Origin of the sequence: Methylocystis sp., assembly GCF_021731785.1 — a bacterium.
Lineage (GTDB): Bacteria > Pseudomonadota > Alphaproteobacteria > Rhizobiales > Beijerinckiaceae > Methylocystis.
In genome coordinates, this window is the sequence record NZ_JAKFWS010000182.1 from 1 (window position 1) to 13,135 (window position 13,135).

Annotated in this window: 13 protein-coding genes and 4 pseudogenes; 8 read left to right on the forward strand and 9 right to left on the reverse strand. The window is 59.6% G+C overall.

Translation table 11 applies throughout. The annotated features are described in order from the left end of the window. On the forward strand, positions 1 to 347 hold a 347-nt coding region (locus QZ964_RS20830), incomplete at its 5' end, for a transposase (RefSeq protein WP_292534188.1). A 248-nt stretch (positions 348 to 595) separates the two neighbouring features. Here the strand turns inward: QZ964_RS20830 and QZ964_RS20835 are convergent. Further along, positions 596 to 1,156: a nitroreductase family protein gene (locus QZ964_RS20835; RefSeq protein ID WP_292534190.1), complete on the reverse strand. Its 561-nt coding sequence runs from the start codon at positions 1,154 to 1,156 to the stop codon at positions 596 to 598. A gap of 238 nt (positions 1,157 to 1,394) precedes the next feature. Next, the gene (locus QZ964_RS20840) at positions 1,395 to 1,859 is read right to left on the reverse strand and encodes a hypothetical protein (protein WP_292534192.1); all 465 of its coding nucleotides are present in this window, start codon (positions 1,857 to 1,859) and stop codon (positions 1,395 to 1,397) included. 731 nt (positions 1,860 to 2,590) lie between these two features. Between QZ964_RS20840 and QZ964_RS20845 the strand changes: the two genes are divergently transcribed. Then, a complete protein-coding gene (locus QZ964_RS20845; RefSeq protein WP_367119306.1) occupies positions 2,591 to 3,040 on the forward strand; it encodes a DUF6789 family protein in 450 nt (149 codons plus the stop codon). Here the strand turns inward: QZ964_RS20845 and QZ964_RS20850 are convergent. From QZ964_RS20850 to QZ964_RS20860, 3 genes are read right to left on the reverse strand one after another with little or no spacing between them, the layout of a single operon-like run. Then, positions 3,037 to 3,660: a pyridoxamine 5'-phosphate oxidase family protein gene (locus tag QZ964_RS20850; RefSeq protein ID WP_292534195.1), complete on the reverse strand. Its 624-nt coding sequence runs from the start codon at positions 3,658 to 3,660 to the stop codon at positions 3,037 to 3,039. The two genes, QZ964_RS20845 and QZ964_RS20850, sit on opposite strands and share 4 nt — an antisense overlap. A gap of 30 nt (positions 3,661 to 3,690) precedes the next feature. Beyond that, complete coding sequence (locus QZ964_RS20855) at positions 3,691 to 4,179, reverse strand: nuclear transport factor 2 family protein (RefSeq protein ID WP_292534197.1); 489 nt, start codon at positions 4,177 to 4,179, stop codon at positions 3,691 to 3,693. 60 nt (positions 4,180 to 4,239) lie between these two features. Continuing rightward, positions 4,240 to 4,785: a carboxymuconolactone decarboxylase family protein gene (locus QZ964_RS20860; protein ID WP_292534198.1), complete on the reverse strand. Its 546-nt coding sequence runs from the start codon at positions 4,783 to 4,785 to the stop codon at positions 4,240 to 4,242. 125 nt (positions 4,786 to 4,910) lie between these two features. Between QZ964_RS20860 and QZ964_RS20865 the strand changes: the two genes are divergently transcribed. Both QZ964_RS20865 and QZ964_RS20870 read left to right on the forward strand, forming a co-directional pair. After that, positions 4,911 to 5,837 carry a LysR family transcriptional regulator gene (locus QZ964_RS20865; protein ID WP_292534201.1) on the forward strand — a complete coding sequence of 309 codons (927 nt, stop codon included), beginning with the start codon at positions 4,911 to 4,913 and terminating at the stop codon, positions 5,835 to 5,837. A 177-nt stretch (positions 5,838 to 6,014) separates the two neighbouring features. Next, positions 6,015 to 7,043: an integrase core domain-containing protein gene (locus QZ964_RS20870; protein ID WP_292534203.1), complete on the forward strand. Its 1,029-nt coding sequence runs from the start codon at positions 6,015 to 6,017 to the stop codon at positions 7,041 to 7,043. A gap of 569 nt (positions 7,044 to 7,612) precedes the next feature. Here the strand turns inward: QZ964_RS20870 and QZ964_RS20875 are convergent. Together QZ964_RS20875 and QZ964_RS20880 are read right to left on the reverse strand one after the other, a co-directional pair. Further along, positions 7,613 to 9,088 (reverse strand): glycosyltransferase family 4 protein, encoded by a 1,476-nt coding sequence (locus tag QZ964_RS20875; protein WP_292534205.1) that lies wholly within the window; start codon positions 9,086 to 9,088, stop codon positions 7,613 to 7,615. A 508-nt stretch (positions 9,089 to 9,596) separates the two neighbouring features. After that, entirely contained in the window at positions 9,597 to 9,797 is a 201-nt protein-coding gene (locus QZ964_RS20880; RefSeq protein WP_292534207.1) for a hypothetical protein, read from the reverse strand. A 119-nt stretch (positions 9,798 to 9,916) separates the two neighbouring features. Between QZ964_RS20880 and QZ964_RS20885 the strand changes: the two are divergent. Then, a pseudogene (locus tag QZ964_RS20885) lies at positions 9,917 to 10,309 on the forward strand (transposase); the annotation flags it as partial. On the opposite strand, the gene QZ964_RS21675 reads toward QZ964_RS20885, so the two are convergent. Both QZ964_RS21675 and QZ964_RS20890 read right to left on the reverse strand, forming a co-directional pair. Next, positions 10,292 to 10,411 carry a hypothetical protein gene (locus tag QZ964_RS21675; RefSeq protein WP_367119307.1) on the reverse strand — a complete coding sequence of 40 codons (120 nt, stop codon included), beginning with the start codon at positions 10,409 to 10,411 and terminating at the stop codon, positions 10,292 to 10,294. The pseudogene QZ964_RS20885 and the gene QZ964_RS21675 overlap by 18 nt on opposite strands. 277 nt (positions 10,412 to 10,688) lie before the next feature. Continuing rightward, a pseudogene (locus tag QZ964_RS20890) lies at positions 10,689 to 10,946 on the reverse strand (IS110 family transposase); the annotation flags it as partial. Between the two features lie 71 nt (positions 10,947 to 11,017). Between QZ964_RS20890 and QZ964_RS20895 the strand changes: the two are divergent. The 3 genes and pseudogenes from QZ964_RS20895 to QZ964_RS20905 all read left to right on the forward strand — a co-directional run. Further along, entirely contained in the window at positions 11,018 to 12,043 is a 1,026-nt protein-coding gene (locus QZ964_RS20895; RefSeq protein WP_292534208.1) for an integrase core domain-containing protein, read from the forward strand. A 224-nt stretch (positions 12,044 to 12,267) separates the two neighbouring features. Then, positions 12,268 to 12,507 (forward strand): annotated as a pseudogene (locus QZ964_RS20900) (DDE-type integrase/transposase/recombinase); the annotation flags it as partial. A 53-nt stretch (positions 12,508 to 12,560) separates the two neighbouring features. Next, positions 12,561 to 13,016: pseudogene (locus tag QZ964_RS20905) on the forward strand (transposase); the annotation flags it as partial. Positions 13,017 to 13,135: the final 119 nt, after the last annotated feature.

The window sequence follows — 13,135 nt, forward strand, 5'->3', positions numbered from 1 at the left end:
TCGAGGATGTTCTCGACCGCGCCAACACAGCGAGCGAGGTCTATGCAGATACGGCGTATCGCTCGGCGAAGAATGAAGCGATGCTGTCGCGGCGCGGCTTCGTCTCGCGCATTCATCGCAAGAAGCCCAAGGGCAAGGCGATGCCGGAGCGCACGCGCGTCGCCAATGCGCAGAAGTCGAAAGTGCGCAGCGCCGTCGAGCATGTGTTCGCGCATCAGAAGGGGCTGATGGGCCTGTTCGTGCGAACCATTGGCCTGGCGCGGGCGCGGCTCATGATCGGGCTCGCCAATCTCGCCTACAACATGCGCCGCTTCGTCTGGCTGCACGAGCGAGGCGCACCCGCGTAAGGAATACGAGCGCCGGGAATGGCCGCCGCTCACCAAGCAAGAGCGCACAGGACGCAGCAAGGCGATATGTCACCCTGCGCGAAGACGTCTGTCCGCGTCATGCCGCGCTATCGACCCCAGAAAACAGGGTTATTGGAGGCGTCCATATGCGTCGCTCAATGGCCGATTATTGCGCCGCCGCGTACAGCCCTAATTGCGATTCCTGTCCTTGGCTCCTCAGACGCTAGCGTCGATGTTGTTTCGGCGCTTCAGGTTATCCAGCGAATCTGCGGCTGCTTGCGTACCACATAGTCGCTTTGGGAAGCAGGGCGACCCATGGCGATGGGCGCAATTGGCGTTTCGTCGTCGCTTATGCCAATGAGTGCTCTACCCTCTGGCGTGTCGAGGAAGGGCTGACATAGCCCGATCCAGCAAGTCCCGAAATTCGACGCCACCGCTCCGAGCATGAGGTTTTGAGCGGCGAGCGCGCAATCTTCGGCTTTCCAGGGAGCGTTCTTTTTCGCCGAAATGAGGATTAGAACGGGTGCGTGATAAAATATGTGGAAGGCAGGGTCCGCTAGCTTTTCATAGAGGTTTTCCGGCAAGTCCACAGGTCTAAAACGCGTCATATAGGTCTTGGCGGCCTGCGATATCCGATCGAGAAGAGCTTGATCCGATACAACGCAAAATGACCAGAACTGCCTGTTCGCCGCGCTTGGCGCCTCGGTGGCGAGGCAGATCAAGGCCTCGATCGCCTGACGAGATGGAACCTCTGCCGCAAAGTCTCTGGTGGAGCGGCGGTTCCGAATCGCCTCCAAAACATCCATCATGGAGCCCTCGCAATTTGGACGAGACCATACTTTAATCTGCGCCCCGTTAGAACACGCCCCGCGCGCGGCTTTCTCCCCTCGTCGGGAAGCGATGGCCGTGGAAGCTGCGGCAGGCTACGCCTCAAGAACCTGACGGATGTGGCGCCGGTTCGAACAGCAATCATCCGCGAATGTTGGTCGCGATATGCGCCCCGCAACATTGGCCGCGGGGCGCCACAGAGCGGGATATGAGAAACCTTCAATCGAAAACGAGTTGCGCGGTCGTCACGACCCGGTTGAACCAGGCTGCGGGCTCGTAACAATAGCCATTGGTTGCAACAGGCGCATCCTGGCAGCGGGCTGTCCGGTCGTTCCAGTCATAGCCAGCGGTCTGCATGCAAGCGACGACGTGGCGCGAAATCACGCCACTGTTCCCGCCGCGAGCATCTGGATGCGTCGCTTCGCTTGCGAGCTCGCATTGCGAGGCTCGTTGCATCTGCCCCTTGAGGAAAGCCGTATTGCTCGAACCGGTGAAATGTACGCCGATGCCCGCAACGAACATGAAGGCTGCGGCGGCAAACACGATTGCATGAGAGAGACGATGCTGGCCACCCATCAGTGTCGGATTGCTGCGCATGAAGCCGACGCCGCCGACGATGATCATGACAAAACCAAGCGCAAATAGTGCGACCATGGCTAGGACGGTAAGTTCAGGTATATTCATGATTTTCTCCAGACGCTCTCGTTTCGCCGAAGTCAAATCAATGACGATCGGCGGTCAAACGGCGTTGTTGCATGGGACCGATTTTCCTATTTCCGGAATAGCGTGATCCGGCTTGATCTCCAATTCTCACAATTCAGTTCAGCGAGTCTGTGACTTTGTCGTTATTACGAAAGTTTAATGCCCACCGCGGGTCAATTTTCGCATTCCCGGGCTTTGAGTTTGCGCCAATAGCGGGCCTTAGCGACCAGCCTACAACTGCCGTGCTGTGTTGCAATGACGTTCCATAATGGAAGATCATGCGAAGCCTCACGTACTGGGCCGCGCGCATCCTTCATACATGTATGTGAGAACGCGGGGGCCTTCCGCATACTCGTGTCTAAGCTCTGCCAGCTCGAAGCCGGCTGCGCGGATGAGGTCGTCCATTTTTCGATCGAGGTGGCAACCGCCGGAAAAATGACGCCATGTAGAGCTCAGGCGATGCTGCCAGCGTTCGACGCTCTTTTCGGGGCAGAGCCCGTGTTCGATAAAAGGAGGCGACCATCTGATTTAAGGACGCGCCGCATCTCGCGTAAGGCAAGCAGGGGCATTGACACGTTAGGTCAGTAATGGCGGATTTGAGGGCATTTTGGCGTAATGGTGCTCGCGCAAGCCGTTGATTTCCCTGTGACGCATGGTGGCCGATTAAGGCGCTTGACAAGTAAAACAGCTTAACGTGTCAAAGCCGCAGAAACATCACAAAAGGAATGGTCACTGGGTTTGTGGCGACCGTAGTTCTATCGATCTTGATGGTCATGAAATCGATGATGGGCCTCATGCCTGAGTTCGACATCGTGGCGATGCTAACGGGAATGATGGCCGCGCCATCGCCGATCGCGGGGTGGCTCGTTCACTTTGCGATTGGCGCGATCTTGTGGGGAGGTCTGTTTGCATGGCTCGATCCCCACCTTCCTGGAAACAGCCACTGGCTTAAAGGAATCTTTTTTGGGATTGGCGCGTGGATCCTGATGATGGTCTTGCTGATGCCAATGGCCGGCGCAGGTTTCTTTGGGATCAACTTTGGCGCCATGGCCCCCTTTATGACTTTCGTGCTTCACATAATCTTCGGGGCGGTGCTCGGCGGCGTTTATGGGCTGGAGCGGCCTGAACCGGCGCCGCATCTTCAATTTTCGAGGCGAACCTAGATTGAGCTTGGAGCGCCGGCCGCCTGGGCGAGTTCAGCTTCGAGTTCGGCGATCCGCGACGTGAGCGGCGCCGTCATCGCGCGCATCTCGTCGAGCGTGTAGCGCTCGACGATGTGCTGCGGGCAGTTCCAGTCGAACCCTTCGACCCTGATCAGAAAGCCGCGTTCGACGCGGGCGCGGTAATCCGAGGTTTCGAGTCGAGACAAGGTCGCCTCGTCGTCGAGACCGACGATCTTCGCGCGCCCAAAGAGCTTCAGCCGCGTCTTGTTGGGATAGTCCATGAAGAACAGCGACACGCGATCGTCGTTCGCGAGATTGCCGAGGCTGATATATTGCCGGTTGCCGCGAAAATCCGCGAAGCCGATCGTGGCGTCGTCCAGCACGCTCACGAATCCGATCGGCCCGCCGCGATGCTGGATGTAAGGCCAGCCGGTTTCGCTGACCGTCGCCATGTAGAACGAATTTCGAGCCGCGATGAATTGAGCCTCCGCCGCGCTCAGGCGATGGTTCCTGGTCTCCGGCGCTCCCTCCATACGCGCATAAGCGTTGCGGCTGCCAAATTGCTCCTGCGCCTTCTTCACCGTCGGGGTGAAGGCGATTTCAGCGTAGCGTTGCGGCATAGCGTCCTCCTGCGGGCCCGCGCCCGCGCCTTAAAGGCCGAGATCGGACAGACCCGGATGATCTGAAGGCCGCGGGCCTTGCGGCCAACGGAATTTCCGTTCGCTTTCGCGGATCGGTTGATCGTTGATGCTCGCGAAGCGCAGTCGCATCAGACCGCGCTCGTCGAACTCCCAATTCTCATTGCCATGGCTGCGGAACCAGTTGCCAGCGTCATCGCGCCACTCGTAGACAAAGCGCACCGCGATGCGGTTCTCGGCAAATGCCCAGAGTTCCTTGATCAGACGATATTCGATCTCACGCGCCCATTTGCATTTCAGGAACGCGACGATATTGGCGCGGCCGACCGGGAACTCCGCGCGATTGCGCCAGCGGCTGTCCTCCGTATAGGCAAGCGACACGCGCTCTGGGTCGCGCGTGTTCCAGGCGTCTTCGGCCATACGGACTTTCTGTATGGCGGTTTCGCGTGTGAACGGCGGCAGCGGCGGACGAGCGCCGGCAAGTTGGGTAGACTCGGTCATTGAAAGCTCCTCTCGCGGTCAGGAGCCGGCGCAGACTTCGTCGCGCCGGTCCCGAGTAAGTCAGGCGGCCTTGTTCAGCTCGATCTCGGGGAAGTCGATCTCGATCTGAGTCGCCTTGCCCAGCAGATTGGTGAAGATGTTCATTGCGACATGCGTGATGATCTCGATGATCTCGCCATCCGAATGGCCGGCCGCGCGCACGGCGTCGAATTCGGCCTTGCTCACCTGTCCGGCATGCTCGACGAGCGCGTGGGCGAAGGCGAGCGCGGCTTCCGCCTTGGCGTCCGACGAACGGCCCTTGCGGTTCGCCAGCATCTCCTGACTGTCGAGGCCGGCCTTGCGGCCGATGGCCGTGTGCGCCGAGACGCAGTACTGGCAGGCGTTCTGTTCGGCGACGGCCAGCGCGATGCGCTCACGCGTTTTCGGGTCGAGAAAACCCGCGCCGGCGATCCCGTGGATGCCGAGGAACGCGTTCAGCGCCGCCGGGGAATTGGCCAGCACGCGGATGAAGTTTGGGACCGCGCCAAGGCTGGCCTGGACGGCGTCCAGCAATTTCTTGGCTTCGCCAGTGGCGGATTTGGGGTCGATGACGGCAATTCGAGCCATAGGTCAATCCTTGTTTCGTTGACGGCGCGGCGCGCCTCGGCGCCGCTCCTCCAGACAATGGCTGCTTATTTTTCTTGTAAGAATATCTGACGTATGGAATTCATTATTCCGATTAGAGGAATAAAATGGATCGTCTTCACGAACTCGAGGTGTTTGTCGCCGTCGCCGACGCCGGCAGCTTCGCGAAAGCGGGAATGCGCTTGCGCCTGTCTCCCCCTGCGGTGACCCGGGCGATCTCCGCGCTCGAAGACCGCCTCGGCGCCCGCGTCTTCAACCGCACGACCCGCAGCCTAACCATCACGGATGTCGGTCAGCGCTTCCTGGAAAGCGCACGGCGTATCCTGAGCGATCTCGATTTCGCCGAACACGAAGCCGTTGGCGAAACGGCGGTTCCGCATGGCCATCTCACTCTGACGGCTTCAGTGACATTTGGTCGGTCGGCGCTCACGCCCGTGGTGTGCGCGTTTCTTAGCCAGCACCCGCGCGTAACCATGTCGGTGCTGCTGCTCGATCGCATCGCCAACCTCGTGGAGGAAGGGATCGATCTTGCGGTCCGCATCGGTCCGTTGCCGGATTCAAATTTGGTCGCGAAGAAGATCGGAACCGTTCGAAGGATATTGGTTGCGAGCCCGGACTATCTCGCGCGGCGCGGCGTGCCGCAGACTCCAGCCGATCTACGTCTCCACTCGATGATTGCGTTCACTGGCCTTATGCCGAACAGGGAGTGGCGCTTTCTCGACGGCAAAAAAGGCAACAGCGTTTCCTTTGTCCCGCGACTCGAGATCAATGACGCGGCTGCATCCATCGCCGCGGCGGAAATGGGAGATGGGATCACGGTGGCGCTGTCGTACATGGTCGCCGACCAGATTCGCGACGGCCGACTCGCGCCTCTTCTCGACAATTTCACGCCGCCGCCCGTCCCAGTTCACCTTGTCTATCCTCGGAGCCGCCTGGTCTCCTCCAAACTGAGAGCTTTCATCGACTTCGCCGCGCCGCGCCTTCGCGCCACGCTGGATAGCCTCGGCCTTCCTGCAACCAATGACAGCAGTTGAGCTGCGAGTCCTTGGGTACCCTTGGCCGCCTGAATAAGCGCAGCCGGTTGTCTCAAAACCGTGCCGCAGTACACGCGCGCCATAGATCCGTAAGATGCGCAGATAACTTCTCCCGCGTTTTTTGACCTGTCCCTACCGTAAATTCGATCGGGGTGGCGCGGGGCAACGAATCGGTTGATGTTGTCCCGCATGACGGAGTTGCTCCAACTCATCTGGTCGGCGTTTACGGGATTCTTTAAGTCGCGCGTCTCACGGGAAGCCGAGATCGCCGTCCTGCGCCATCAGCTCAACGTTCTGCAAAGAAAGTCGCTGAAACGGCCGACATTCAGCGCCCTCGATCGACTGATCTTCGTTATTCTCTTCCGCATTGCTCCTGGGATTACGAACGTTCTGAAGATCGTCGAGCCAGAGACCGTCATCCGCTGGCATCGCTCTGGCTTCCGGCTGTTCTGGCGATGGAAATCGCGTTGTCGGCGTGGTCGGCCGCAGGTCTCTTTGGAAATTCGCCAATTGATCCGGGAGATGAGCCTGGCCAATCCGCTTTGGGGCGCGCCGCGCATGCACGGCGAATTGCTCAAGCTCGGGATCGACGTCGGACAAACCTCGGTGGCCAAATATATGGCGAAACGCAGAAAGCCGCCTTCGCAAGGGTGGAGAACATTTCTGCGCAACCATGCCGATGGCGTCGCGGCAATGGATCTGTTCGTCGTTCCGACTCTGACTTTTCGCTTGCTCTACGGCTTGTTGATTATGCGGCATGACCGACGGCGAATGCTGTGGTTAGGCGTGACCGCGCATCCCACTGCGGAATGGATCGCCCGCCAGCTCACCGAAGCCTGCGGCTGGGAACAGCCGCCGACATATCTTATTCGCGACCGTGACGGCGCCTATGGCGACGTCTTCCAACGACGTCTCCGCGCCATGGGCATTCGCGACAAGCCTACGGCTCCGCGCTCGCCTTGGCAAAATGGACATTGCGAACGATTGATCGGCTCGATCCGACGCGAATGCCTTGATCACGTTGTGGTCTTTGGCGAGCGCCATCTGCGCTACATTCTGCTTTCTTACCACGACTACTATAATGGCGCTCGAACACACCTCGCGTTGCGCAAGGACACGCCGATATCACGCGCCGTGCAATCAATTGGAGCCATTCGCTCAACGCCAATTCTCGGCGGATTGCATCGTCAATATGCTCGGATTTAATTTGCGACAGGGACAGGCCAACACCCCGTCGAGCTGACGTCGACGCGGCTCGTCGCGCTGTCCAGAAACCTGCCGCACGATTGGCGGGAGCAGCGGCGGGTTCTGGGCTTTCTGCCGAGCTGAAGGCGCGGCCACAGCTCAACCATCACGCTCGACATCTGACGGGTCGAAAACGGGCCACAGAGACACTTGCCCCGTTGGCGCGCCGCAGGGCTTGGATTTTCGTCTCTGGAGACCGGCCGCTGCGACGCCGGCTCAGCAAGCGGCGGATATGTCCGAGGAATTCCGCCGCGCGTGGAAAATAATAAGATATTGTGAAATAGTTCAATTAGCTGGCTGTGCACGCAGTCCATGGCGAACGCGTCTCCCACGTCAAATTCCCTGCTAACAGGGAAAAGAACAGGGAATTTTGCAAAAACGGGCCTGAATGCAGTGTTTTGAGCCTTTGTGACGCAAGCAAATTCAATAGGTTGTGGCGAAAATTCCCTAACTCGCAAAACAGGGAATTTTTTCCCCGAACAGGGAAAAATTCGGGCCAGTTTGAGCCCTTACAGGGAAAATCCGCCGCCTCACGAGGCACGAGAGATATTCGTTGGCGGCGTCGGTAGCGCATCGAGTCTTCCCTGAGCGGCCGCGATCACTCCTTTTGCCACGTTTTCCCAGCTATAGTGGCGCGCCGCCTCCTTCGCCAGCGCCAACCGAGCGCGGTTACGCTCGGCGTCATCGACGGCGAGCCACGCCACCAGCTTAGCGGCGATCTCCTCCACGGCTCCGGGCCCGATTTCGAACGAGAGCAGCGGCCGTAACTGCTCGGGCAGCGCGGGCGCTAGCATGGCGGTGACCTCCGCCATTCCCGAGTGCCGCGCGGACAGCGGCAGCGCGCCGCAGGCAGCGCCTTCGACAGCTACCATGCCGAACGATTCGGGGAAGGTGCTCGGCATAACCTGCGCCTCGCAGACCGGCAGCAGTTCCGGCAGGTCGTCGTGCTCAATCCGTCCTGTGAAGTGAATGCGCGCTGCCGCCGCGGGCGCCGCGCTCAGCCACCCTTGTCCCGCGCTTTCAAGGAAGGCGCGCAGATATTTCAGTTCGCCCGGAGGGCCCCCCTCGAACTCGCGTCCCCGAGCTGCGATCTCGCGCAGCGTCTCCAGGTCCCTGCGGCCAAGCGCGTCCACGAACCGGCCCAGCGCCTCTCGATACGTCCCGAACCCGACGACAACCAGCCGCGCCTCCGCCACGCGCGCTACTACGAGTGGCCAAGCGGCGAGGAGCAGGTCGACGCCCTTCGAGACGATCAGCTTCCCAACGTAGCTCACGATACGGTCACGGCTCAAATCCAGCTTTCGGAGCGCCTCCGCTGCCCCAGCCTCACCTCCCCAGCCGGCTGTCTCACCGGACCCAAGCTTGTCGGCAAGTCGGGTCAAGCCGATGGCGGCTTCCGTGCGTGGACGAGGGCGGAAAGAGTGCGCGTCCACTCCCGGCGGACCAAGTCGCGTCCGTTCCGGCAGCGAGGGCTCATCGGAGAGCACCTCCCATAGACTTTCGGCCGTGTGGCGCGAGCCCACCAGCACACCCGACGCGCCTCGAATCCCCTCAAGCGCATAAGGCAGAAAGCGCTCTCTGTGCGGCCGAACGGTGTATTCCAGTGCGCTTCCATGGATCTTGACGGCATAAGGCGCTCGGCCTTCCAGACCGCGGGACAGAATGACAGGACCCATCACCAGATGGTTGGCCAGGGCAATGTCCGGGGATGGCACGGAACGGACAGCGGCGACGTTGACATCGAGATAGTGGCCGAGCGCCGCCTCGTCCAGTTCCGGGAAGGGCAACGCATCGAAACCCTCATAGCGATCCGCCACGTACACAGGAAGCACCCGCCCGATGTCGGGCACATGGATTGTCACGCCCTCCCATTCCTGTGCCGTCCGGTCTTGGCAGAACAGGTGCACCTCATGGCCCAATCCGGCCAGAGCTCGCGCCAGATTAGCGTTGTAGATATTGCTGCCGGTGCCGCGCAGCAGATATCCGTGAAAAATTAGGATCCGCATGGACCGCCTCTATTGTTGCTGATGGGACCCCATGAGGAGGAATTCAAGGCTACATCAACGCGCTCGACTTGTTCGCAGCTTGCCCAATGAGGACAGCTTTCCAACCGGACAAACGAAACGCGCGTCGAGGATATTTGTCGACTTCATGCGATTGCGGATTGCTGTGTTTCGTTCCACGCCGCCGTTTACAATGGCATTGTCACGTTTTCGAATGACAGACGCGAATGATCGTCTTTGACGATCGATCATGCTCATGCTGCAGCGGTGGCCGCAAGCGACATGTCCATGGCCGAGGCTCGAAACGTTCGGTGTGTCCTTGCTGAAATGAGATGGCGTTGGACGTTGAAGGTGTTGTGGGCCGCCGCATGTTGGGCGACTGACGCGACAGAGAGATGCGGCGCGCGAAGATGACTGGCGCCAATATCTATATGCGAAAACGGCCGCCAAGGCGCATGACGCCGTCTTGAGCCAATCAAGCCAGTCTCGAGATAGGCCAGACGCAATCGCGCTACGATGCGTTCTCGCTCAATAGGATTTCGATTTCGACGATCTTATATGGCTCCTGCGCGGCCTCGATGAGATCACTCAATTCATCGGGGCAGCTGAAAGGATAGCTGACGCCATATCGGCCGTTAGCCGATCTGTAGGTCACCCTCGCCAACCACTTGGCGCCGCTCGGGACAGTATTGAGCGTGTTGCATTGCGTCATTGTTCTGACCCTCTGACGTATTGCAGCGCCCCTCACCTCAACGCCGTAATGAATCAACGGCTCATGGCCGAAGTAAGACGCAGTTGGGCATTGTCACTTTCGGCGCTTGCCCGATGATCGCCGCGGACCTGCGCAAGCGCCGACCCAAGCCTGCTACGCCTTGGCATCTGGACGAAGTCTATTTGAAGATCGATGGAAGTTTGGTTTATCTGTGGCGCGCCGTCGATTGCGAAGGCGAGGTTCTGGATGTCTTAGTTCAGACTAAACGGAACAAGGCCGCGGCGCTGAAATTAATGCGCAAGCTCCTGAAGAAATATGGTTTCATTCCCGACAAACTCGTCACAGATGACCTGCGGTCTTATGAGGCTGCAGCTCGTGATCTTGGGATCGCGTTCCGGCATGAGCGCGGCCGATGGCGAAACAATCGCGCTGAGAATTCGCATCGACCGACCCGACGACGAGAGCGCAAGATGCAAGGCTTTAAGAGCGTCGGTTCAACACAGTTCGTAGATCAGCAACATGCGGTAGGCATTGACCACGTCGGCCTCGCAATGGGCCGAGACCTCTTCGATGCGACCGTCGTTGACGTATTGCTCGACCTGAGAGCCATCCATGCCGTTAGGCTGTGTGTGCTGAAACGTATGACCCGCCCCGTTTGCAAGTGACTTTTCGAGACCCCTAAATCAGTCTGCTACAACGTATCCGGCCTCGGAGCCTTGCTCCCTGCCGAGATGGAGATACGCGCGTCCCGGTCCCTATAAACCTGCCGGCGTCGAGCGCCATTTTCAGCATCGGGTTCGTGGAACGCCGTTTGACTGTTAGGCCATCTCTCTGAGCGCCACCCGCAAACGTCGTCGATCAGTCAGCGCAACATGCGCCTGCTGACCAATTCTATGCCGACACAGGCGTTCCCCGAGCGGTATACCTATCGCCGCGTCGCAAGACCGCCCAAGCAATTCTGGCCAACTTGTTGGCTAATGCCACAACGGCGACGTTGTGATGCACACGGAGAAGGAGTTCTTTGACCCACAGGCCCAAAGCTGTGTCTCGCTCGGCGATGAATCGAAGTATGGACCTCGCCCCGTGGATCAGCAATCGGCGGATGTATTTATTGCCCCGCTTGCTGATTCCGAGCAGTGTCGGTTTGCCTGTGCTTGCTCAAAACTCCGAAAGGTCAGGAAATCCTGGAGATTTACGCGCGACGGCCATAGCGTCGTGGCATGATTACAATTCTTTCCGCCCTCGTTTCTCTGCTCTCGTTCCGTGTTCGCAGCCGCGCCTCATTGGAGCTTGAGCTCGTCGCCCTGCGACATCAGGTGACCGTCCTGCACCGGCAACGCCCTGGTCAGCTTCGGCTCTTCTCCGCCGACCGGCTCCTTTGGGTTTGGCTCTACCGAGTTTGGCCGCAGGTCCTCGACGCCATGGTGCTGGTCAAACCCGCAACCGTGGTCCAGTGGCATCGTAAAGGCTTTCGACTCTACTGGCGGTGGCGATCACGCCGCCTCGGACGGCCCCGGGCGAGCACCGAGATCCGCGATCTGGTCCGCCGGATGAGCCTGGCCAACCCGCTTTGGGGCGTCCCGCGCATCCATGGCGAACTGCTCAAGCTCGGCATCGAGATCAGCCAGGCCACGGTCGGGAGATATCTGCCGTGGCGGCCCAAAGCCCCCTCCCCGACCTGGCGTAGCTTTCTGCACAATCATTTGACCGACATTGCGGCGATCGACATGTTCGTTGTTGCAACCGCGACGTTTCGTCTGCTCTATGCCCTGATTGTCCTCGGACACGACCGAAGGAGAATCATCCATTTCGCGGTCACCCAAAATCCGACACAAGGCTGGCTGGCGTGCCAAATGACCGAGGCCTTTCCCTGGGACACCGCGCCCCGCTATCTGCTGCGGGACCGCGACGCGTCATATGGTTCGGTCTTTCGCGATCGAATTCGGGCGATGGGCGTGAAAGAGGTTGTCACCGCGCCGCGGTCGCCTTGGCAGAACCCATATGTCGAGCGCCTCATTGGCTCGATCCGCCGCGAATGTTTGGATCACATCGTCATCTTTAACGAGCATCACTTGCGCGACGTCCTGTCGAAATATTTCGAATACCATCACAAGGCCAGAACACATCTCTCGCTAAACAAGGATTGTCTGCAACCTCGCGACGTCCAACCTCCCTCTGCAGGCAAGATTATTGCGTTCCCGGAGGTCGGCGGTCTGCATCATCGCTATGAACGTCGCGCCGCGTGAGCTTTTGCGGCGACCGAACAGGCCGACCTGTTTCGGCGTTGCGTGGCCGTTCGGTTTTCTACTGTATCGCTCGGATGCAACGGCGCCGAGAACCCACGCGTGGAGCCCAGATCGCAACTTCCACCAATGTCATATTCGACTCATCAAAAAAGCATCAGTCGCGATCTTCATCGGCAAACCGATCCCCAGACAGGATAGGTTTTTGAGCAGGGACAATCGAACATCGGCATCGCACCGGCCGATGGCGAAACAACAGGGCGGAGAATTCTCACCAACCAACCCGACGACGAGAGCGCAAGATGCAAGGTTTCAAGAGCTTTGGTTCAGCACAAAGATTTCTCTCCTTTCACGCAGCAGCCCACAACACGTTCAACGTTCAACGCCATCTCATTTCAGCAAGGACGCACCGAGCTTTTCGAGCCTCGGCCATGGACACATGGCGTTCGGCCACTGCTGCAGCATAAACACGATCGTCAACGAGATCATTCGCGTCTTTCGTTCGACAACGTGACAAAGCCTCTCGACGCGCCGGTTCAAACGTTCGGTTCGCCTGCCCGAGGGAGACGTTCCGTCACCCGAGGGGGCCGGGCTGTCGAAGTCGGCGACGTCCCGCCGTTTCGTCGCGCTGTCGGCTTCGCGCATGAAGGCGTGGATGGAAAGCAGGCTCGATGCACTCGATCTGCTGGCGATCCAGATCGACGGCATTCACATGGACGAGGACCTGATTCTCGTCGCGGCGATCGGCGTCGACGCGAACGGCGACAAACACCCGCTCGGCCTCGTCGAGGGCGCGACGGAAAACGCGACGACCGTGCAGGCGCTCATCGACAATCTCGTCGAGCGTGGGCTCGATCCCAGCGCGCCGCGCCTCTTCATCATCGACGGCTCGAAAGCACTGTCCAAGGCGATCCGGCGGACCTTCGGACGCGATGCGGCGATCCAGCGTTGCCAGGTTCACAAGGCGCTGTCGCTTCCGAAATCTAGATTCGAGCGTACCGATGATGTAGCCCGCCAAGGATCGGATGCGCAACAACGTCTCCGAACCGCTCAATCGGGCGCGTGCAGGGCGCGTCCTTCGCGAGCGAGACATGC

Excerpts from the sequence above, each read along its gene's own strand:
- QZ964_RS20835 (WP_292534190.1), bottom strand. The coding sequence starts at position 1,156 with ATGATGGATGTTTTGGAGGCGATTCGGAACCGCCGCTCCACCAGAGAC.
- QZ964_RS20840 (WP_292534192.1), bottom strand. The coding sequence starts at position 1,859 with ATGAATATACCTGAACTTACCGTCCTAGCCATGGTCGCACTATTTGCG.
- QZ964_RS20850 (WP_292534195.1), bottom strand. The coding sequence starts at position 3,660 with ATGCCGCAACGCTACGCTGAAATCGCCTTCACCCCGACGGTGAAGAAG.
- QZ964_RS20855 (WP_292534197.1), bottom strand. The coding sequence starts at position 4,179 with ATGACCGAGTCTACCCAACTTGCCGGCGCTCGTCCGCCGCTGCCGCCG.
- QZ964_RS20860 (WP_292534198.1), bottom strand. The coding sequence starts at position 4,785 with ATGGCTCGAATTGCCGTCATCGACCCCAAATCCGCCACTGGCGAAGCC.
- QZ964_RS20865 (WP_292534201.1), top strand. The coding sequence starts at position 4,911 with ATGGATCGTCTTCACGAACTCGAGGTGTTTGTCGCCGTCGCCGACGCC.
- QZ964_RS20870 (WP_292534203.1), top strand. The coding sequence starts at position 6,015 with ATGTTGTCCCGCATGACGGAGTTGCTCCAACTCATCTGGTCGGCGTTT.
- QZ964_RS20875 (WP_292534205.1), bottom strand. The coding sequence starts at position 9,088 with ATGCGGATCCTAATTTTTCACGGATATCTGCTGCGCGGCACCGGCAGC.
- QZ964_RS20880 (WP_292534207.1), bottom strand. The coding sequence starts at position 9,797 with ATGACGCAATGCAACACGCTCAATACTGTCCCGAGCGGCGCCAAGTGG.
- QZ964_RS21675 (WP_367119307.1), bottom strand. The coding sequence starts at position 10,411 with ATGGATGGCTCTCAGGTCGAGCAATACGTCAACGACGGTCGCATCGAA.
- QZ964_RS20895 (WP_292534208.1), top strand. The coding sequence starts at position 11,018 with ATGATTACAATTCTTTCCGCCCTCGTTTCTCTGCTCTCGTTCCGTGTT.